The sequence below is a fragment of the Variovorax sp. LjRoot175 genome (assembly GCF_964253805.1).
Taxonomy (GTDB): Bacteria; Pseudomonadota; Gammaproteobacteria; order Burkholderiales; family Burkholderiaceae_C; genus Variovorax.
This window is the reverse complement of record NZ_CAXURY020000001.1, coordinates 5,018,024-5,036,919: the sequence shown is the minus strand read 5'-3', so window position 1 is coordinate 5,036,919 and position 18,896 is coordinate 5,018,024. Positions and strand designations below refer to the sequence as shown.

Annotated in this window: 18 protein-coding genes; all 18 read left to right on the top strand. The window is 68.1% G+C overall.

The features are described 5' to 3' along the window. The first annotated feature begins 7 nt into the window (after positions 1-7). Positions 8-643, top strand: coding sequence for a 2-hydroxychromene-2-carboxylate isomerase (locus ACSQ89_RS24980; RefSeq protein WP_436293637.1), 636 nt, complete (start codon positions 8-10; stop codon positions 641-643). A 7-nt stretch (positions 644-650) separates the two neighbouring features. Beyond that, the gene (gene dapF, locus ACSQ89_RS24975; RefSeq protein ID WP_093103990.1) at positions 651-1,517 is read left to right on the top strand and encodes a diaminopimelate epimerase; all 867 of its coding nucleotides are present in this window, start codon (positions 651-653) and stop codon (positions 1,515-1,517) included. Further along, on the top strand, positions 1,514-2,203 hold the full coding sequence (locus ACSQ89_RS24970) for a DUF484 family protein (protein WP_093103992.1): 690 nt from the start codon (positions 1,514-1,516) through the stop codon (positions 2,201-2,203). Before dapF ends, ACSQ89_RS24970 begins: the two co-directional genes overlap by 4 nt. Further along, a complete protein-coding gene (locus ACSQ89_RS24965) occupies positions 2,200-2,817 on the top strand; it encodes a YdcF family protein (protein ID WP_170855527.1) in 618 nt (205 codons plus the stop codon). Before ACSQ89_RS24970 ends, ACSQ89_RS24965 begins: the two co-directional genes overlap by 4 nt. Then, a complete protein-coding gene (locus ACSQ89_RS24960) occupies positions 2,801-3,817 on the top strand; it encodes a tyrosine recombinase XerC (RefSeq protein WP_436293635.1) in 1,017 nt (338 codons plus the stop codon). Before ACSQ89_RS24965 ends, ACSQ89_RS24960 begins: the two co-directional genes overlap by 17 nt. After that, positions 3,814-5,016 carry a class I SAM-dependent rRNA methyltransferase gene (locus tag ACSQ89_RS24955; protein ID WP_093103995.1) on the top strand — a complete coding sequence of 401 codons (1,203 nt, stop codon included), beginning with the start codon at positions 3,814-3,816 and terminating at the stop codon, positions 5,014-5,016. The genes ACSQ89_RS24960 and ACSQ89_RS24955 overlap by 4 nt, the downstream gene beginning before the upstream one ends. 80 nt (positions 5,017-5,096) lie before the next feature. Further along, complete coding sequence (locus ACSQ89_RS24950; RefSeq protein WP_436293634.1) at positions 5,097-6,143, top strand: CobW family GTP-binding protein; 1,047 nt, start codon at positions 5,097-5,099, stop codon at positions 6,141-6,143. A 567-nt stretch (positions 6,144-6,710) separates the two neighbouring features. Further along, positions 6,711-7,355, top strand: coding sequence for an RNA polymerase-binding protein DksA (gene dksA / locus ACSQ89_RS24945; RefSeq protein ID WP_093104176.1), 645 nt, complete (start codon positions 6,711-6,713; stop codon positions 7,353-7,355). Between the two features lie 32 nt (positions 7,356-7,387). Continuing rightward, the gene (locus tag ACSQ89_RS24940) at positions 7,388-8,977 is read left to right on the top strand and encodes an STAS domain-containing protein (protein WP_436293633.1); all 1,590 of its coding nucleotides are present in this window, start codon (positions 7,388-7,390) and stop codon (positions 8,975-8,977) included. Positions 8,978-9,144: 167 nt separating this feature from the next. After that, on the top strand, positions 9,145-9,690 hold the full coding sequence (gene hslV, locus ACSQ89_RS24935) for an ATP-dependent protease subunit HslV (RefSeq protein ID WP_436293632.1): 546 nt from the start codon (positions 9,145-9,147) through the stop codon (positions 9,688-9,690). A gap of 19 nt (positions 9,691-9,709) precedes the next feature. Then, a complete protein-coding gene (hslU, locus tag ACSQ89_RS24930) occupies positions 9,710-11,035 on the top strand; it encodes an ATP-dependent protease ATPase subunit HslU (protein ID WP_093104003.1) in 1,326 nt (441 codons plus the stop codon). 259 nt (positions 11,036-11,294) lie between these two features. Further along, positions 11,295-11,723, top strand: coding sequence for a division/cell wall cluster transcriptional repressor MraZ (gene mraZ, locus ACSQ89_RS24925; protein WP_093104177.1), 429 nt, complete (start codon positions 11,295-11,297; stop codon positions 11,721-11,723). A gap of 8 nt (positions 11,724-11,731) precedes the next feature. Continuing rightward, positions 11,732-12,652 carry a 16S rRNA (cytosine(1402)-N(4))-methyltransferase RsmH gene (gene rsmH, locus ACSQ89_RS24920; protein ID WP_093104004.1) on the top strand — a complete coding sequence of 307 codons (921 nt, stop codon included), beginning with the start codon at positions 11,732-11,734 and terminating at the stop codon, positions 12,650-12,652. A gap of 2 nt (positions 12,653-12,654) precedes the next feature. Further along, positions 12,655-13,017: a cell division protein FtsL gene (gene ftsL / locus ACSQ89_RS24915; protein WP_093104006.1), complete on the top strand. Its 363-nt coding sequence runs from the start codon at positions 12,655-12,657 to the stop codon at positions 13,015-13,017. Continuing rightward, positions 13,014-14,771 carry a peptidoglycan D,D-transpeptidase FtsI family protein gene (locus ACSQ89_RS24910; RefSeq protein ID WP_436293630.1) on the top strand — a complete coding sequence of 586 codons (1,758 nt, stop codon included), beginning with the start codon at positions 13,014-13,016 and terminating at the stop codon, positions 14,769-14,771. Before ftsL ends, ACSQ89_RS24910 begins: the two co-directional genes overlap by 4 nt. Then, entirely contained in the window at positions 14,771-16,255 is a 1,485-nt protein-coding gene (locus tag ACSQ89_RS24905; RefSeq protein WP_436293629.1) for a UDP-N-acetylmuramoyl-L-alanyl-D-glutamate--2,6-diaminopimelate ligase, read from the top strand. The genes ACSQ89_RS24910 and ACSQ89_RS24905 overlap by 1 nt, the downstream gene beginning before the upstream one ends. Next, positions 16,252-17,697, top strand: a complete 1,446-nt coding sequence (locus tag ACSQ89_RS24900) for a UDP-N-acetylmuramoyl-tripeptide--D-alanyl-D-alanine ligase (RefSeq protein WP_436293628.1) — start codon at positions 16,252-16,254, stop codon at positions 17,695-17,697. The genes ACSQ89_RS24905 and ACSQ89_RS24900 overlap by 4 nt, the downstream gene beginning before the upstream one ends. Before the next feature lie 16 nt (positions 17,698-17,713). Continuing rightward, positions 17,714-18,892, top strand: a complete 1,179-nt coding sequence (gene mraY / locus ACSQ89_RS24895; protein WP_093104012.1) for a phospho-N-acetylmuramoyl-pentapeptide-transferase — start codon at positions 17,714-17,716, stop codon at positions 18,890-18,892. Positions 18,893-18,896: the final 4 nt, after the last annotated feature.

The window sequence follows — 18,896 nt, the reverse complement described above, 5'->3', positions numbered from 1 at the left end:
CCAGAACATGATCGAACTCGACTGCTACTACAGCCTCTCTTCGCCCTGGGCGTATCTCGGCGGTCCGCAACTGCAGGACATCGTGCGCCGCCACCACGTGCGGCTCGTGCTCAAGCCCTACGATTTCCAGGCCGTGGTGCCGCAGACCGGCGGCATTCCGCTCAAGACGCGGCCCGAGCCGCGCCGCACCTACCATGCGCTCGAACTCGCGCGCTGGCGCGAGTACCTGGGCATGCCGCTCAACCTGGAGCCGAAGCACTATCCCAAGGGCCCGCCGGCCGATCCGAACTGGAACAAGTACCCGGGCTGGATGGTGATCGCCGCCCAGCTGCAGGGGCTCGATGCGCAGCCGCTCTCGCATGCGCTCTTGCGCGCGCTGTGGGCCGAGGAACGCGACACCTCGGATGCCGCGGTGCGCATCGCGGTCGCCGACGAGAACGGCTACGACGGCGCCGCGCTGCAGGCGCTGGAGCAGGGGCCCGAAACCCAGGCCCGCTACCGTGCCAACAGCGCCGAGGCGGTGGAGAAGGGCGTGTTCGGCGCGCCGACCTTCATCCTCGAGGGCGAGCGCTTCTGGGGGCAGGACCGGTTGGCCTTCCTCGACCGGGCGCTCGACCGGATCAGGGCTGGCCGCGGCGGATAATCCCCCGATGCGAATCCGCTTCACCAAGATGCAGGGCGCCGGCAACGACTTCGTCGTGCTGGACGAAACCCGTGGCGCGCTGGGCCTGAGTGCGGCGCAGTACCGCTTCCTGGCCGACCGCCACTTCGGCGTCGGCGCCGACCAGATCCTCACCGTGCGGCCTTCGCCGGCGGCGGGCATCGATTTCCAATACGTGATCCACAACGCCGACGGCGGCGAGGTCGAGCAGTGCGGCAACGGCGCGCGCTGCTTCATGCGCTTCGTGCGCGAGCACGGCCTCACGCCGAAGGACACGGTGCGCGTGCAGACGCTCTCGGGCGTGATCGAGCCGCACATGGGCGCCGACGGCCGCGTGACGGTCGACATGGGCGCGCCGATCTTCGAGCCCGCACGCGTGCCCTTCGACACCGCCGGCCTCGACCCGCAGCACGACGGCGCCTGGCACACCTGGCACCTGACCCTGGGCACGCACGCCGAAAGCGCCAAGGTGTCGGTGGCCGTGCTGTCGATGGGCAACCCGCATGCGGTGCAGATCGTGCCGGACGTCGAGACGGCGCCGGTGGCCACCCAGGGTCCGGCGATCGAGCACCATCCGCGCTTCCCGCAGCGCGTCAACGCCGGCTTCATGCAGGTCGTCGACCGCACGCACGTGCGCCTGCGCGTGTTCGAGCGCGGCGCCGGCGAAACGCTGGCTTGCGGCACCGGCGCCTGCGCCGCGGTGGTCGCGGGCATCCGTCTCGGCCGCCTCGACACCGGGGTCGACGTCCAGACCCGCGGCGGACTGCTCACCATCGAATGGGCCGGCGACGGCGCTCCGGTGCTGATGACCGGGCCCGCCGACACCGTGTTCGAAGGCGAAATCGAAGTGCCATGAACAAATTCAACTCCAACGCCATGAACCCGATCACCGAAGACGACATCGCCAACTACCTCTCGAACACGCCGGACTTCTTCGAACGCCATGCGCAGCTGCTGGGCCAGGTGCAGCTCACCAGCCCGCACGGCAACCGCGCGGTGAGCCTGCAGGAACGGCAGGCCGAGATGCTGCGCGAGAAGATCAAGGCGCTGGAGCACCGGGTGATGGACATGGTGCGCCATGGCACCGAGAACGTGGTCACGGCCGACCGGCTGCAGCGCTGGACGCGCGGCCTGCTGACCACGCGCGACCCGCGCGGGCTGCCGACCCAGATCGCCGAGCAGCTGCAGACGCTGTTCCTGGTGCCGCAGACCGCGATCAAGATCTGGGACTGCGACAGCAGCTACCTCAACGAGCCGTACGCGCAGTGGGTCAGCGACGACGTGAAGGCGCTGGCCACCTCGCTGACGGCGCCGTACTGCGGCCTGAACGCCGGCTTCGAAGCCGCCAACTGGCTGGCCGAGCCGCGTGCCGCGGTGTCGATCGCGCTGATTCCGCTGCGGCCCGACGCCGAAGCGCCGGCCTTCGGCCTGCTGGTGCTGGCGTCGCCCGACGCGCAGCGCTTCAATGCCGAGATGGGCACCGACTTCCTGGAGCGCATCGCCGAGCTGGCCTCGGGCGCGCTCTCGCGGCTGCGGCCTTGATCCGCGGCTTCAGGCGCGCGGTACTCGGCGCGCTGGGGGTCCTGCTGCTGGGCTATGCAGCCATCGCGATCACGATCTGGCTGCATGCGCTCGACCTGCTGGGCCATCCGCCCCAGCGCGCGGCCGATGCGGCACTGATCCTCGGCAACCGCGCGTATCGCGACGGCAAGCCCAACCCCTGCCTCACCGGCCGTGTCGACACCGGCATCGCGCTGGCGCGGGAGGGACGCGTGCGCCAGCTCGTGCTGTCCGGCGGCATCGACCGCGAGGACGGGCGCGTCGAGGCCGAGGTGATGCAGCAGCATGCGCGCGACGCCGGGTACACGGGCACGCTGCTGTTGGAGCCCGTGTCGTCGACGACGCGCGAGAACCTCTCGATGTCGCGCGCCGTGCTGCAGGCAGCCGGCGTGAAGAGCGTGATCATCGTGTCCGAGCCCTACCACCTGTGGCGCGTGGAGCGCCTGGCGCGCGCGGCCGGCTTCGACCGGATGTTCGAGCTGCAATACGCCGCGGCGCCGACCTCCTGCTGGCGCCGTTGGGGCATGCTCTTCAAGGGCGCGTTGCGCGAGCCGCTTGCCATCGTGAACAATGCCGCCAATGGATACCTCCACTGAGTCGCAGATCGCGACCCCGGCACTGGTCGAGAAGTACCTCGAGCACGTGCGCGTGGAGCGCCGGCTCGCGGCGCGTACCGTCGAGCTCTACGCCATCCATCTGAAGACGCTGGCCGAGAAGACCCAGGCGGGCGGTCTGGCGCTCGACAAGGTTCAGACCGTCCACGTGCGGCGCTGGATGGCGCAACTGCACAGCGCCGGCCGCGAAGCGCGCGGCATCGCGCTGGTGCTCTCGTGCTGGCGCGGCTTCTACCGATGGCTCGGCAACGAGGGGTTGGTGGGCGCGAACCCGGTGCAGGACGTTCATGCGCCCAAGGCAGCTCGGCCCTTGCCGAAGGCGCTGGCGGTCGACGAGGCCGTGCAGCTGGCCGACCTGCACGACGCCGATGCCGACCCCTGGGCCGAGGCGCGCGATCGCGCGATCGTCGAACTGCTCTACGGCTGCGGCCTGCGCGTCGGCGAACTGACCGGATTGGACGTGCGCGCCAGCAACATCGCGCGCGGCTGGGTCGATCTCGATGCGCAGGAAGCCAGCGTGCTCGGCAAGGGCAGCAAGCGCCGCATCGTGCCGGTGGGCGCCAAGGCGGCCGAGGCGCTTGCGGCCTGGCTCGCGGTGCGCGACGAATGCAGCGCGCTCGAGGCCGCCCGACTGCGCGATCCGGCGAACGCCGCCGCGCTATTCATCGGCCGCAACGGCCTGCGTTTCTCCCCCCATTCGGTCTGGAAGCAGCTGCGCCAGCGCAGCCTCAAGGCCGGCCTGGCCGCGCCGGTGCATCCGCACATGCTGCGCCATTCCTTTGCCAGCCACGTGCTGCAGTCCAGCAGCGACCTGCGCGCGGTGCAGGAGCTGCTGGGCCACGCCAACATCGCAACCACGCAGGTCTACACGCGGCTGGATTTCCAGCACCTGGCCAAGGCCTACGACGCGGCGCATCCGCGGGCGCACGCGCGCGACGAGGGCGCATCGGTGCGCGCCCCAAAAAGCAAGAACAAGCCATGAAACTTCTGCGTCTTCGGCCCGGCAAGGAGCGCTCGCTGCAGCGCCGCCATCCATGGGTCTTCGAATCGGCGATCGCCAAAGGCGGCGGCGATGCGGGCGAGACGGTGCGCATCGAATCGGACGAGGGCAAGTTCCTCGCCTGGGCGGCCTTCAGCCCGCATTCGAAGATTCGCGCCCGCGCCTGGAGCTTCGACGAGAAGCAGCGCATCGACGCGGCCTTTTTTGGGGCGCGTGTCGCGAGTGCGGTCGCAGCCCGGCAGCTCTTCGACCTGCAGAGCGACGGCGTGCGGCTGGTCCACGGCGAGGCCGACGGCCTGCCGGGCCTGATCGTCGACCGCTATGGCGACACGCTGGTGGCGCAGTTCCTGTCGGCCGGCGTGGAGCGCTGGAAGGAGGTGCTGGCCGATGCTTTGCTGGCTGCCACCGGTCTTGCAAAACTTTACGAACGCTCCGACGCGAGCGGCCGCGAGCGCGAGGGCCTCGCGCCGCTGACCGGCTGGCTGCGCGGCAGCGGTCCCACAGAGCTCACGATCCGCGAGCACGACTGGCAGCTCACGCTCGACATCGCGACCGGCCACAAGACCGGCTTCTACCTGGACCAGCGCGACAGCCGCCGGCGCTTTGCCGAACTGGCCCGGCATCGCCGCTTTCGCCGCGTGCTCAACTGCTTCTGCTACACCGGCGGCTTCACGGTCGCGGCGCTCGCGGGCTTGAAGGCGGCCGGCGCGGTCGAGGGCGCCGAGCTGGTGTCCATCGATTCCTCGCTGCCAGCGCTGGAGCGCGCGCGTGCGCATGTCGCCTTGAACGGCTTCGAAGGCGCGCGCACCGAGTTCCTCGATGCCGACGTCAATGCCGCGCTGCGCCGCTTCATCGAGGAGGGCCGGGTGTTCGACGCCATCGTGCTCGATCCGCCCAAGTTCGCGCCCACCGTCGCCCACGCCGAGCGCGCCGCGCGGGCCTACAAGGACATCAACCGGCTGGCGCTCAAGCTGCTGGCGCCGGGCGGCGTGCTCTTGACTTTTTCGTGCTCGGGCGGCATCGGCGCCGACCTGTTCCACAAGATCGTGGCCGGCGCCGGCATCGATGCCGGCGTCGACGGCTACATCAGCGAGCGCCTGGGCGCCGCGCCGGACCACCCGATGACCATCGAGTTCCCCGAGGGCGAGTACCTGAAGGGCCTGGTGGTGGTGCGCAAATAGCTTTTGCCCTTGCCGGAGCGCGGCCGGACCGCCGTCGCTAAACTTTCCGCCTTTCCCCGATTCCACCCCCGGAGCACTTCATGGCCCTCATTCCCGCCACCATCCTGACCGGCTTCCTCGGCGCCGGCAAGACGACCTTGCTGAAGCGCATCCTGAACGAGGCGCACGGACAGAAGATCGCGGTGATCGAGAACGAATTCGGCGAAGAGAACATCGACACCGACATCCTGGTCGCCGAGTCGAAGGAGCAGATCGTGCAGATGAGCAACGGCTGCATCTGCTGCACCATCCGCGAGGACCTGCGCGAGGCGCTGCAACTGCTGGCGGCCAAGAAGCGCAAGGGCTTGCTCGATTTCGACCGCGTGGTGATCGAGACCACCGGCCTGGCCGACCCCGGCCCGGTGGCCCAGACCTTCTTCATGGACGACGAGATCGCCGAGAGCTACCTGCTCGACTCGATCCTCACGCTGGTGGACGCCAAGCATGCGCCGCAGCAGCTCAACGACCGCCAGGAGGCGCGCCGCCAGGTCGGCTTTGCCGACCAGATCTTCATCAGCAAAAGTGACCTGGTCGCCGCCGACGAGACCGAGGCGCTGATCCACCGGCTCAAGCACATGAACCCGCGCGCGCCGCAGCAGAAGGTGCATTTCGGCGAGGTGCCGCTGAAAGACGTGTTCGATCTGCGCGGCTTCAACCTCAACGCCAAGCTGGACATCGACCCGGACTTTCTCAAGGAAGACGAGCACGAGCACCACGACCACGAACACGGCGAGGATTGCGACCACCCTTCGCATGCGAACGAGGGCCACGGCCACCACCATCACCATGACGACGACGTGAAAAGCTTCGTCTACCGCGCCGACCGGCCCTTCGACCCGGCGCGGCTGGAGGATTTCCTGGGCGCCATCGTCAACATCTACGGCCCGCGCATGCTGCGCTACAAGGGCGTGCTCCACATGCAGGGCACCGAGCGCAAGGTGATCTTCCAGGGCGTGCACCAGCTGATGGGCAGCGACCTCGGCCCGGCCTGGGGCGCGGACGAAAAACGCAACAGCCGCATGGTCTTCATCGGCATCGACCTGCCGCGCGAAATCCTGGAGCAGGGCCTGGAGCAGTGCCTGGTCTGATGATCGAGTGCGAGGCGGCCGCCGCCGGGCCGCCCCAAGGCGAGCTGCGCCTCCCCCTCGGGGGGTGGAGTTACACGCAGCGTAGCGAAGTGAAAAGCCGGGGGCCAACATTCTTTGTCTATACAATCGCGCGCCTGTTCCGGGAGCGCACCTGTCCTGTCTTTATGGGGATGTGTGACTTTCGGCATAGGACTGCGCACGTTTCTGGCCTGCTTTCGGGGGTATAACCCCGGGGTTCGCCACCGGCGAGCACCCTGACAACGTTCGTCGAAGGAGCCAGTCACCGTGAAGAAACCCGTCGCCAAAGCCAAGCCCGTGACCAAGCCGGCGGTCAAGAAGACACCGGCTGCCAAGAAGGCTGTGCCCGCGGCGAAGAAGGTTTCTCCGGTCAAGCCAGTCAAGTCTGCCGCGCCGTCGAAGGCCCCTGCCAAGAGCAAGACCACGACGGCGAGTGCAGGCGCTTCGTCAACCAAGGCGGCCGGCCCTCGTGCCACCGCACATGCTGCATCACCGACTCCCGTGAAAAAAGCGGCTGCCGCCTCCACTCCCGCCACGGCGACACCTTCCATGACCACTCCGACCACCCCCACCAATACCCCCGCCGCCACGCCTGCCCCCGCACGCGGCGGACGCGTTTCGCGGCTGTCGCAGCTGACCGTGCCCTCCATGCCCCAGTCGGTGGCCTCCACCGCGGCCAAATCGAGCTTCGTCCAGATCACGACGAACCCGCTGGTGCCGCCGCCGCCCATCGCCGTCAAGAAGGACCCGAAGCTGGCCAACAACTGGAAGAGCAAGCCGGCCCACGAACTCACCGATGCCGAGGTGATCGCGATGCCGGATTCGGAGTACATGAACGAGAAGCAGATGGCCTTCTTCCGCCTCAAGCTGCAGGAGCTCAAGCGCGGCATCCTCGAGAACGCCGGCGAGACCACCGAGCATCTGCGCGAAGACACGGTGGTCGTGCCGGACCCGGCCGACCGCGCCACCATCGAGGAAGAGCATGCGCTCGAACTGCGCACGCGCGACCGCGAGCGCAAGCTGCTCAAGAAGATCGAGCAGTCGATCCAGCGCATCGACGCCGGCGACTACGGCTACTGCGACGAAACCGGCGAGCCGATCGGTGTCGGCCGCCTGCTGGCCCGGCCGACCGCCACACTGTCTCTGGAGGCGCAACAGCGTCGTGAACTGAAGCAGAAGATGTTCGGCGACTGATCTTTCACGAAGCCGAAGGGGAGACGCTGCGCATGGCCAAGGAAGATTCCGGTCGCTTGTTGTCGAAGGTTGCGAAGTTCGTTCGCAATCCGCTCAAGGATTGGTCCGAGCTCGACGCCGAGGAGTCGTCGCAGCTCGAGAACGGCTACAGCCGCGAGATGCTCAAGGAAATGATCGAGCGGCGGCAGCGCAACGACTTCGTGCGCCGCCGTGAGTTCGACATGCTGCGCAAGTTGCGCCAGCGCGAGGCGGCCGGCGGCCGGGATGCCGCGGCCACGCCGTCCTCCTTCAACGTCAGCAGCACCTCGGGCAAGACCGAGGGCCGGGCGCTCACGCTCAAGAAGATCGACGAGATCGAAGAGCAGATGTCGCAGCAATGGTGGAAGAACCGCGGGCCTGGAGGCGCAGCCGGCCCTGACGGCGCGGCTTCCCGGAACTCCGACATGGCCGCTCAGCATGCGCGCGCCTATGCCGACACCGTACCCGGCGTGCCGCCGCCCCCCGGGGCGACCGGGCAGCAGGGCGCACGCTCCGTCTACGACGGCAGCATCGAGGAAGCCGCCATCCGCTTCGCCCACGGCGACGATGCCGGCGCCGAAGCCATCCTGTTGCAGACGCTGGCACCGGACAGCCCGAGCGCCGATCACGACGACACCTGGCTCGCCTTGCTCGACCTTTACCGGGCCACCGGCGATGCCGAGAAGTTCGCGGCCGCCGGCGTTCGCTATGCGCAGCACATGAAGCGGGCTGCGCCCGAATGGATTTCGCTGCGCGCGCTGGCGCGCAATGTCCAGGCCTCGGCGGCTGCCGATAGCGAATCGGCGCCGAGGGCGGCACCGGTCGGCGGCGCCGACTGGGCGAGCCCCGCGCGGCTGACGCGCGAAAGCCTGCTCGGCCTCACCCGTGCGCTCGCCGCGGCCGGCGCGTCGTGGAAGCTCGACTGGAATGCGCTCGACGCCATCGAAGCCGATGCCGCCGGGCCGCTGCGCGCCTTGTTTAACCACTGGGCCGATTCGGCGGTGCAACTGCGCTTTGCCGGCAGCGATCGCCTGCTGATCGTGCTCACCGAGGCCACGCCCGTCAACAACCGCCAGGTCGATGCGGTCTGGTGGCAGCTGCACATGGCCGCCTTGCGCGTCATGCACCGGGCCGACGAATTCGAACTGCTGGCGCTCAACTACTGCATCACCTACGAGGTGTCGCCGCCGCCCTGGGAAGACCCGAAGGGCGATTTCGGCGAGCTCGAAGCACAGCCGCAGGGGCCCGCACCGGAGCCGGCGTCCGGATTCGCGATCTCGGCCATCGACGACGAGCCCGGCGACGACCTGGCGCCGGCCGGACCCATCGGCCACAGCACGCTGGCGGGGGAGCTCGTGGGCGAGTCGCTCTCGACCTGGGAGCGACTCGATGCGGAGCTGGTCGGCGCACCGAACTTGTCGGTGTCGTGCGCGGCGCTGGTGCGCATCGATTTCGTGGCGGCCGGCACGCTCCTGAACTGGGTCACGGCCCGCGATGCGCGCGAACAGCGCGTGGCCTTCGTGGACGCGCACCGGCTGATCGCGGCCTTCTTCGGCGTGATCGGCATTGCCGACCACGCCGAGGTCGCAGTCAGAACGAACTAGGCCCCCGGCTTTTCACTTCGCTTCGCTGCGTGTAATTCTCCACCCCCCGAGGGGGAGGCTCGGCCGCCTTGGGGCGGCCCGGCGGCGGCCGATATAGTCTCTCAAGCTCACGAGGGCACTACGCTTATTCGGCTTGCATTCGCGCCAGCCGTCGCCATATTGCTTCGATGGAACAATTTCACGGAACCACGATCATCAGCGTGCGGCGCAAGACCCCGAACGGCGACCAGGTCGCAATCGGCGGCGACGGCCAGGTCACCCTCGGCAACATCGTCATCAAGGGCAGCGCACGCAAGGTGCGCCGGCTCTATCACGGCAAGGTGCTCGCCGGTTTTGCCGGCGCGACCGCCGATGCCTTCACCCTCTTCGAGCGTTTCGAGGCCAAGCTCGAAAAGCATCAGGGCCACCTGGCGCGCGCCGCCATCGAGCTCACCAAGGACTGGCGTACCGATCGCGTGCTGCGCCGGCTCGAGGCGATGCTGGCGGTGGCCGACGCCACCACCTCGCTGATCATCACCGGCAGCGGCGATGTGCTGGAGCCCGAGAACGGCATCATCGCGATCGGCTCCGGCGGCGCCTACGCGCAGGCCGCGGCCAAGGCGCTGGTCGACCACACCGAGATGAGCGCCGCCGACATCGTCAAGAAATCGCTCGAGATCGCGGGCGAACTCTGCATTTACACCAATATGCATCACACGGTAGAGACCCTGTGAGGCCGCTCCGAGTCCATCCATGTCCATGACCCCCCAGGAAATCGTTTCCGAACTCGACCACCACATCGTCGGCCAGCCCGACGCCAAGCGCGCGGTGGCGATCGCGCTGCGCAATCGCTGGCGCCGCCAGCAGGTCGAGGAAAAGCTGCGCGCCGAGATCACGCCCAAGAACATCCTCATGATCGGCCCCACCGGCGTGGGCAAGACCGAGATCGCGCGCCGGCTTGCGCGCCTGGCCGATGCGCCCTTCATCAAGGTCGAGGCGACCAAGTTCACCGAGGTCGGCTACGTCGGCAAGGACGTCGATTCGATCATCCGCGACTTGGCCGAAATCGCCGTCAAGCAGACGCGCGAAAGCGAGAGCGCCAAGGTGCGCATGCGCGCCGAGGACGGGGCGGAAGAGCGCATCCTCGACGTGCTGCTGCCGCCGGCGCGTTTGGCCGATGGCGCCGCCACAGACGGCAGCGGCAATGCCACGCGGCAGGCCTTCCGCAAGAAGCTGCGCGAACACCAGCTCGACGACAAGGAGATCGAGATCGACCTGGCCGAAGCGCGCGCGCCGCTCGAGATCATGGGCCCCGCCGGCATGGAGGACATGACCGAACAGCTGCGCGGCATGTTCGGCCAGCTGAGTCAGGGCCGGCGCAAGACGCGCAAGCTCAAGATCGGCGAGGCGATGCATTTGCTGATCGACGAGGAGGCCGCCAAGCTGGTCAACGAGGACGAGATCCGCACCCAGGCGATCCACAACGCCGAGCAGAACGGCATCGTCTTCATCGACGAGATCGACAAGGTCGCCACGCGCACCGAGGCGCAGGGCGCCGACGTGTCGCGCCAGGGCGTGCAGCGCGACCTGCTGCCGCTGGTCGAAGGCACGTCCGTGACCACCAAGTACGGCGTGGTGCGCACCGACCACATCCTTTTCATCGCGAGCGGTGCCTTTCACCTGAGCAAGCCGAGCGACCTGATCCCCGAATTGCAGGGCCGCTTCCCGATCCGCGTCGAGTTGCAGTCGCTCTCGGTGGCGGATTTCGAGAGCATCCTGACCCAGACCCAGGCCTCGCTGGTGAAGCAGTACCAGGCGCTGTTGGCGACCGAGGGCGTGACGCTGGAATTCGCGCCCGACAGCATCACGCGGCTGGCGAGCATCGCCTACGATGTCAACGAGCGCACCGAGAACATCGGCGCGCGGCGCCTGTCGACCGTCATGGAGCGGCTGCTCGACGAAGTGAGCTTCGACGCCACTAAGCTCGAAGGCCAGGCGATCCGCATCGATGCCGCCTACGTGGACGCACGCCTCTCGGCACTAAGTCACGACGAAGACCTCTCTCGATTCATCCTCTGATCGGCGCTTTTCACTTGTACGGTTCACGCATCACATTCATTGCGTGAGCTAAGTGCTTCATCTGCAACGAAATTCGGTGTTCTTGGAATTGCAAAAACACCGCTAAGTCGTTGATTCCATTACAAAAAATACCTGCGACGGCCCGTTGCGCGCTAAGTGTTTCCTGCTACAGTGCAAAAAAGTGCAGTTAAGTGGGAAAAAGTGTCGAGCGGTGCCTCTTTTGGGTGCGCGACGCCTCCCACCACAGGGGTTCGTGGTCGTGTTTCAAGGCGCTTCATCGCTCAGTCTGGATGCCAAGGGGCGGCTCTCCGTGCCGACCCGGCATCGTGACGTCCTGAGCGCCACCGCGGCCGGTCAGCTCACGATCACCAAGCATCCGCACGGATGCCTGATGCTGTTCCCTCGTCCCGAGTGGGAGAAATTCCGCGAGCGCATCGCCGCGCTGCCGATGTCGGCACAGTGGTGGAAGCGCGTTTTCCTGGGCAATGCGATGGACGTCGAAATGGACGGCACCGGCCGTGTGCTGATCTCGCCCGAGCTGCGCTCGGCGGCGGGGATCACGCGCGACGTTCTGTTGCTGGGCATGGGCAACAACTTCGAGCTCTGGGACAAGGCCACCTACGACGCCAAGGAGGCCGAAGCCACGCAGGGCGAGATGCCCGATGTTTTCCAGGACTTTTCGTTCTGAGGCCGGCAGTGGAACAGGCATGGACCCATACGACGGTTTTGTTGAAGGAAGCGGTGGAAGCCCTCCTTCCCGATGCGTCGCGGGCCTCCGGCACCTACGTGGATGCCACCTTCGGCCGCGGCGGCCATTCGCGCGCCATCCTCGAGAGGCTGGCGCCGGCCGGCCGGCTGATCGCGTACGACAAGGACGCGGAAGCGGTGGCCGAAGCAGCGCGCATCGAGGATGCGCGTTTTTCCATCCGGCACCAGGGTTTCAAGGACGTGGGGGAACTGCCGCCGGCGAGTGTGGCCGGCCTGCTGATGGACCTCGGCATCAGCTCCCCCCAGATCGACAACCCCGCACGGGGTTTTTCTTTTCGTTTCGACGGCCCGCTCGACATGCGCATGGACACCACGCGCGGCGAGAGCGTGGCCGAATGGCTGGCAACGGCCGAACCACAGCAGATTGCGGAGGTGATTCGTGACTATGGCGAGGAACGGTTTGCTGTTCAGATTGCAAAGGCGATTGCAGCTCGCCGACAAGAACGGGGCGCAATTTCAACCACCGCCGAGCTGGCCGAGCTCGTGGCTGGCGCGGTCAAAACCCGCGAGCCGGGCCAGAACCCTGCAACGCGCACATTTCAGGCTCTTCGGATTTTCATCAACGCCGAGCTTGAAGAGCTGCAACAGGCGCTAGAAGCGAGCCTTACCGTGCTGCAACCCCAAGGCCGGCTCGCGGTGATCAGCTTCCACTCGCTGGAAGACCGCATCGTGAAGCAGTTCATCGCCAAGCATTCGCGCGAGGTCTACGACCGCCGCGCGCCTTTTGCTGCACCGAAGGCGATGAAGCTGAAGGCTTTGGGACGCGTCAAGCCGTCGAAGGCCGAGGTGGACGGCAACCCCCGCGCGCGCAGCGCGATCCTGCGCGTCGCCGAGCGCACGGAAGCCTGAACATGGCCCGCCTCAACCTGCTCCTGCTCATGGCCGTGCTGGCCTCGGCGATCTACCTGGTGCACACGCAGTATCTGTCGCGCCAGCTGTTCACCGAGCTGCACCGCGTGCAGAACGAGGCGCGCCGGCTCGAGCTCGACCATGACCGGCTGCAGGTCGAGAAGCGCGCGCAGGCAACGCCGCTGCGCGTGGAGAAGCTGGCCAAGGAGCAGCTCAGGATGCGCACGACCACGCCGGCCATCACCCAGTACGTGCGGCAGGACGGCACCGTGATCCCGGCGGTTGCAGCGGTGCCCGCGGCTGCAGCCGCGCCAACGCCGGCCTCGCCGGCGCGTGCGGCGACGACGCGGAGGGCCACGCCATGAGTCGCCGCAGCAGCCGCAGCGTGCAATACACGACCAGCCCCTTGCTCGCGAGCAAGACGCCGGTTTGGCGCAGTAAGTTCATCGTGGCCGGCATCGCCTTCGGCTTCCTGGTGCTGGCCGGCCGCGCGGCCTACGTGCAGGTGATCGGCAACGATTTCTTCCAGCGCCAGGGCGAGGTGCGCTTCACGCGCACGCTGGAGCTGCCGGCCAACCGCGGCCGCATCCTCGATCGCAACGGGCTCTTGCTCGCCTCCAGCGTGGTGGCGCCCAGCATCTGGGCGATTCCGGAGGACATCGAGCGCGACGACCCCGAGGTCAAGGCCAAGCTCAAACAGGTCGCCAGGCTGCTGGAGATGACGCAGAAGGACTTCGACAAGAAGCTGGAGGACGAGGACAAGACCTTCGTCTGGATCAAGCGGCAGGTCGACGAGCCCATCGCCAAGCGCATCGCCGAGCTCAACATCAAGGGCATCTACCAGCGCAAGGAATACAAGCGCCAGTACCCCGAGGGCGAGGCGGCCGCGCACGTGGTGGGCTTCACCAACGTCGAGGACAACGGCCAGGAAGGCATCGAGCTCGCGTTCAACAAGGAGCTGGCCGGCAAGGCGGGCGCGCGCCGCGTCATCAAGGACCGGCTCGGCCGCGTGGTCGAGGGCGTGGGCGAGCAGATCCCGCCGGTCGACGGCCGCGACATCCAGTTGAGCGTCGACAGCAAGGTGCAGTTCTTCGCCTACCAGAAGCTGCGCGATGCGGTGACGGCCAACAAGGCCAAGGCCGGCAGCGTGGTGGTGCTCGACGCCGTCACCGGCGAGGTGCTGGCGCTGGCCAACTACCCGAGCTACGTGCCCGACAAGCGGCAGAACCTCACTGGCGAGCAGCTGCGCAACCGCGCGCTCACCGACACCTTCGAGCCCGGCTCGACGATGAAGCCGATCACGGTCGCGATGGCGCTCGAAGCCGGCCGCATCAAGCCGCAGACGCTGATCGAAACCGGCCCCGGCCGATTCAGCATCGGTGGCTTCACCATCAGCGACACCCACAACTACGGCACGCTGACGGTCGAGGGCGTGATCCAGAAGTCGAGCAACGTCGGCGCGCTCAAGATCGCGCAGAAGATGAGCCCGCACGAGATGTGGGACACCTACACGGCGCTCGGCTACGGCCAGAAGCCCCAGCTGCAGTTCCCCGGTGCGGTGACGGGGCGGCTGCGGCCCTGGAAGAGCTGGCGCCCGGTCGAGCAGGCCACCATGGCCTACGGCTACGGCCTGTCGGCCTCGCTGTTCCAGATGGCGCATTCCTACACCTCCTTCGCGCACGACGGGCAGCTCATTCCCGCGACCATCCTCAAGAGTCCCGACCCGGCGGTGGGCGTGAAGGTGTTCTCGCCGCAGAACGCGCTCGCGGTGCGCAAGATGCTGCAGATGGCGGCCGGTCCCGGCGGCACCGGCCAGCGCGCGCAGACCATCGGCTACTCGGTGGGCGGCAAGTCCGGCACCGCGCACAAGCAGGTCGGCAAGGGCTACGCGAGCAACAAGTACCGTTCTTGGTTCACCGGCATGGCACCGATCGAGAAACCGCGCATCATCGTGGCGGTGATGATCGACGAGCCGAGCGCCGGCCAGTATTTCGGCGGCCTGGTGGCAGCGCCCGTGTTCAGCGAGGTCGTGCAGCAGACGCTGCGCATGATGAACGTCCCGCCCGACATGGCAGTCAAACCGCTGGTCGTGACCAACGGCGTGGAAGAGAGCTTCTGATGCTGACGCTGCACAGTCCCCTCGAGGCCGCCGGCTGGCTCAAGGCCCGCGTGCGCGGCGTGCTGCATGCCGACAGCCGGCCGGTGGGCGCGGGCGACGGTTTCGTCGCCTGGCCCGGCGCGGCCACCGACGGCCGGCGCCATGTCGCGGCCGCGCTGGCGCAGGGCGCCGCGGCCTGCCTGGTCGAAGCCGAGGGCGTCGAGGCCTTCGGCTTCGAAGGCGAGACCATTGCGCGCTACGTCGGCCTCAAGGCCGCGACCGGGCCGATCGCGGCGGCCTATCACGACGATCCTTCGACCCGGCTCGACGTGCTTGCTGTCACCGGCACCAACGGCAAGACCTCCACCGCCTGGTGGCTGGCGCAGGCGCTCGCGGGGCGCTCGCCCTGTGCCGTGATGGGCACGCTGGGCATCGGCGTGCCGCCGGACCTGAGCTATACCGGCCTGACCACGCCCGACCCGGTGATGCTGCAGCGCGAGCTGCGCAACTACGCGGGCCGCGGCTTCGGCGCCTGCGCGATCGAGGCCTCCTCGATCGGCATCGCGGAGCGCCGGCTCGACGGCACGCGGATCGCGGTCGCGGTGTTCACCAATTTCACGCAGGACCATCTCGACTACCACGGCAGCATGGATGCCTACTGGCAGGCCAAGGCCGAGCTGTTCGGCTGGCCGGGCCTGCGCGCCGCGGTGGTCAACATCGACGACGTGCACGGCGCCAGCCTGGTCGCGAACCTGATCGAGCGCGGCGTCGGCGCACTCGACGTCTGGACCGTGTCGGCCGCCGGCGCGCCGGCCCGCCTCCGGGCGACGGAGATCGGCTACGACGCGCAGGGCCTGCAGTTCTCGGTGGTCGAGCAGGGCGTGCCGGCCGAACACCTGAAGACGCAGCTGATCGGCCAGTACAACGTCGCGAACCTGCTGGGCGTGCTGGGCACGCTGCGCGCGCTCGGGCTGTCGCTGAAGGAAGCGGTGGCGGCCTGCGCGCGGCTCGACAGCGTGCCGGGCCGCATGGAGCGCGTCGCCATCGCGGGCCAGCCGCTGGCGGTGGTCGACTACGCGCACACGCCCGACGCGCTCGACAAGGCGCTGGCTGGCCTGCGTCCGCTGGCGCGGCTGCGCGGCGGGCAGCTCTGGTGCATGTTCGGCTGCGGCGGCGACCGCGACACCGCCAAGCGGCCCATGATGGCCGCGGTGGCCGAAAAGCAGGCCGACCGCGTGGTCCTGACCAGCGACAACCCGCGCAGCGAGAAGCCCAACGCCATCATCAGCCAGATCCTCCTCGGGCTCGCGCGTCCCGAGGCAGCCCAGGTCGAGCCCGACCGCGCGAAGGCGATCCGCGAGACGCTGGCCCAGGCCGCGCCCGAAGACGTGGTGCTGCTGGCCGGGCGCGGCCACGAGGCCTGGCAGGAAATCGCCGGCGAGCGCATCGCGTTTTCCGATCGAACGCATGCGATCGAAGCCTTGACGCTAAGGAGTGGCGCATGAGCGTTCATCAGCCAGGAACACCCATGATGACGCTCGGCCAGGCACAGGCCTGGATTCCGGGCGCGCGCCTGGTCGGCGATCCCGCCACGCCCATCTCGCGCGTGCACACCGACACGCGCACGCTGGCCGCCGGCGACCTGTTCGTCGCCCTCAAGGGCGAACGCTTCGACGCCAACGACTTCCTGGCCGATGCGCGCGCGCGCGGCGCGGTCGCTGCGATCGCGCACCGCGGACTGGCGGCCGCCGGGCTGCCGGGGCTCGAGGTGCCGGACACGCTGGCTGCGCTCGGCGCCCTGGCTGCGGGCTGGCGCGCGCAGTTCGAGCTGCCGCTGGTCGCGGTCACCGGCAGCAACGGCAAGACCACCGTCACGCAGATGATTGCGTCGATCCTGCGCGCCGCCGGTGCCGAGCGCGCGCTCGCGACGGCCGGCAACTACAACAACGAGATCGGCGTGCCGCTGACGCTGCTGCGCCTGCGCGAACAGCACCAGCTCGCGGTGGTCGAGCTCGGCATGAACCACCCGGGCGAGATCGCGCGGCTGGCGGCGATCGCGCGTCCCACCATCGCGCTGGTCAACAACGCGCAGCGCGAGCACCTGGAGTTCATGGCGAGCGTCGACGCGGTGGCGCGCGAGAACGGCGCCGCGATCAGCGCGCTGCCGGACAGCGGCACCGCCGTGTTTCCCTACGGCGACGCCTTCACCTCGCTGTGGAACGAAATGGCGCACGAGGGTGCATCGCGCCGCTGCCTGACCTTCGGCGAGCGGCCCGACGCGGACATCGCGCTGGCCGGCGCCGAATGGCGGGGCGACGCCTGGCGCTTCGAGGCGCGCACGCCGCTCGGCGACATCAAGTCCACCCTGCGGATCGCCGGCCGGCACAACGTGGTCAATGCGCTCGCCGCCGTGGCCTGCTCGCTTGCCAGCGGCGTGTCGCTCGAGAAGATCGCCGAGGGGCTGGCTGCGTTCGAGCCGGTCAAGGGGCGCTCGAAGGCCACCGAGCTGCGTTTCGCGGGTCGGCACACGATCACGCTAGTCGACGACAGCTACAACGCCAACCCCGACTCGGTGCGCGCCGCGATCGATGTGTTGAGCGGCCTGCCGGGCCCGCGCCTCCTGGTGCTGGGCGACATGGGCGAGGTCGGCGACCAGGGACCGCAATTCCACGCCGAGGTCGGTGCATGGGCGAGCCAGCGCGGCATCGAAACACTTTTCGCGCTCGGCCGCGAATCGGCGCACGGCATCGCGGCCTTCAAGGCCGCCGGCGGCGCCGAGGCCCGGCATTTCGACGACATCGCGGCACTCAACGCGGCGGTCCTGGCGCAGGTGCCGCGCACGGCCAGCATGCTGGTCAAGGGCTCGCGCTTCATGCAGATGGAGCGTGTGGTGCAGGCCGTCGCGGCGGCTGCCAAAGAACAACAAGACAAGGAGGGCAGCCAATGAACCCGGCCTGCGCATCATGCTAGTGAGCCTCGCCCTGTGGCTGCAGACGCTCTCGCCGGAGTTCGGCTTCCTGCGCGTCTTCCAGTATCTGACCTTCCGCGCGCTGATGGCCGCGCTGACCGCGCTGCTGGTCGGCCTCCTGGCCGGGCCCTACGTGATCCGCCGCCTTGCCGCGCTCAAGATCGGCCAGCCGATACGCGGCTACGGCATGGAGACGCACCTGACCAAGAGCGGCACGCCAACTATGGGCGGCGTGCTGGTGCTGTTCTCGATCGCCTTCGCGACGCTGCTGTGGTTCGACCCGTCCAACCGCTTCGTCTGGATCGTGCTGTGGGTCACGCTGGGCTTCGGCGCCATCGGCTGGGTCGACGACTGGCGCAAGGTGGTGCGCAAAGATCCGGAAGGCATGCGTTCGCGCGAGAAGTACTTCTGGCAATCGGTGGTCGGGCTGGTGGCGGGCTTCTACCTGCTGTTCAGCATCTCCGAAAGCTCCAACTGGCGCGTGCTCGAGCTGTTCTACAGCTGGGTCGGCTCGGGCTTCGACCTCGACTTTCCGCCCAAGATCAACCTCCTGGTGCCCTTCTTCAAGGAAGTGAGCTACCCGCTCGGCGGCATCGGCTTCGTGATCCTGACCTATCTCGTGATCGTCGGCGCCAGCAACGCGGTGAACCTGACCGACGGGCTCGACGGCCTGGCGATCATGCCGGTGGTGATGGTCGGCTCCGCCCTGGGCGTGTTCGCCTACGTGACCGGCAGCGCGGTCTATTCCAAGTACCTGCTGTTCCCGCACATCCCGGGCTCGGGCGAACTACTGGTGTTCTGCTCGGCCATGGCCGGCGCCGGGCTCGCATTCCTCTGGTTCAACACCCATCCGGCGCAGGTCTTCATGGGCGACGTGGGCGCGCTCGCGCTGGGCGGCGCGCTCGGCACCATCGCGGTGATCGTGCGCCAGGAAATCGTGTTCTTCGTCATGGGCGGCATCTTCGTGGTCGAGGCGATCTCGGTGATGGCGCAGGTGACCTACTTCAAGTACACCAAGAAGCGCTTCGGCGAAGGCCGCCGCGTGCTCAAGATGGCGCCCTTGCACCACCACTTCGAGAAGAGCGGCTGGCGCGAGACGCAGGTCGTGGTGCGTTTCTGGATCATCACCATGCTGTTGTGCCTGGTGGGTCTTTCCACCTTGAAGCTGCGGTAGGACA

What these genes read in the sequence shown, in the direction of transcription:
- hslV (WP_436293632.1), top strand. Translation starts at nt 9,145, where the DNA reads ATGGAACAATTTCACGGAACCACGATCATCAGCGTGCGGCGCAAGACC.
- ACSQ89_RS24960 (WP_436293635.1), top strand. Translation starts at nt 2,801, where the DNA reads ATGGATACCTCCACTGAGTCGCAGATCGCGACCCCGGCACTGGTCGAG.
- dapF (WP_093103990.1), top strand. Translation starts at nt 651, where the DNA reads ATGCGAATCCGCTTCACCAAGATGCAGGGCGCCGGCAACGACTTCGTC.
- ftsL (WP_093104006.1), top strand. Translation starts at nt 12,655, where the DNA reads ATGGCCCGCCTCAACCTGCTCCTGCTCATGGCCGTGCTGGCCTCGGCG.
- dksA (WP_093104176.1), top strand. Translation starts at nt 6,711, where the DNA reads ATGACCACTCCGACCACCCCCACCAATACCCCCGCCGCCACGCCTGCC.
- ACSQ89_RS24940 (WP_436293633.1), top strand. Translation starts at nt 7,388, where the DNA reads ATGGCCAAGGAAGATTCCGGTCGCTTGTTGTCGAAGGTTGCGAAGTTC.
- ACSQ89_RS24910 (WP_436293630.1), top strand. Translation starts at nt 13,014, where the DNA reads ATGAGTCGCCGCAGCAGCCGCAGCGTGCAATACACGACCAGCCCCTTG.
- ACSQ89_RS24900 (WP_436293628.1), top strand. Translation starts at nt 16,252, where the DNA reads ATGAGCGTTCATCAGCCAGGAACACCCATGATGACGCTCGGCCAGGCA.
- ACSQ89_RS24980 (WP_436293637.1), top strand. Translation starts at nt 8, where the DNA reads ATGATCGAACTCGACTGCTACTACAGCCTCTCTTCGCCCTGGGCGTAT.
- ACSQ89_RS24955 (WP_093103995.1), top strand. Translation starts at nt 3,814, where the DNA reads ATGAAACTTCTGCGTCTTCGGCCCGGCAAGGAGCGCTCGCTGCAGCGC.
- ACSQ89_RS24970 (WP_093103992.1), top strand. Translation starts at nt 1,514, where the DNA reads ATGAACAAATTCAACTCCAACGCCATGAACCCGATCACCGAAGACGAC.
- mraY (WP_093104012.1), top strand. Translation starts at nt 17,714, where the DNA reads ATGCTAGTGAGCCTCGCCCTGTGGCTGCAGACGCTCTCGCCGGAGTTC.
- ACSQ89_RS24905 (WP_436293629.1), top strand. Translation starts at nt 14,771, where the DNA reads ATGCTGACGCTGCACAGTCCCCTCGAGGCCGCCGGCTGGCTCAAGGCC.
- ACSQ89_RS24950 (WP_436293634.1), top strand. Translation starts at nt 5,097, where the DNA reads ATGGCCCTCATTCCCGCCACCATCCTGACCGGCTTCCTCGGCGCCGGC.
- hslU (WP_093104003.1), top strand. Translation starts at nt 9,710, where the DNA reads ATGTCCATGACCCCCCAGGAAATCGTTTCCGAACTCGACCACCACATC.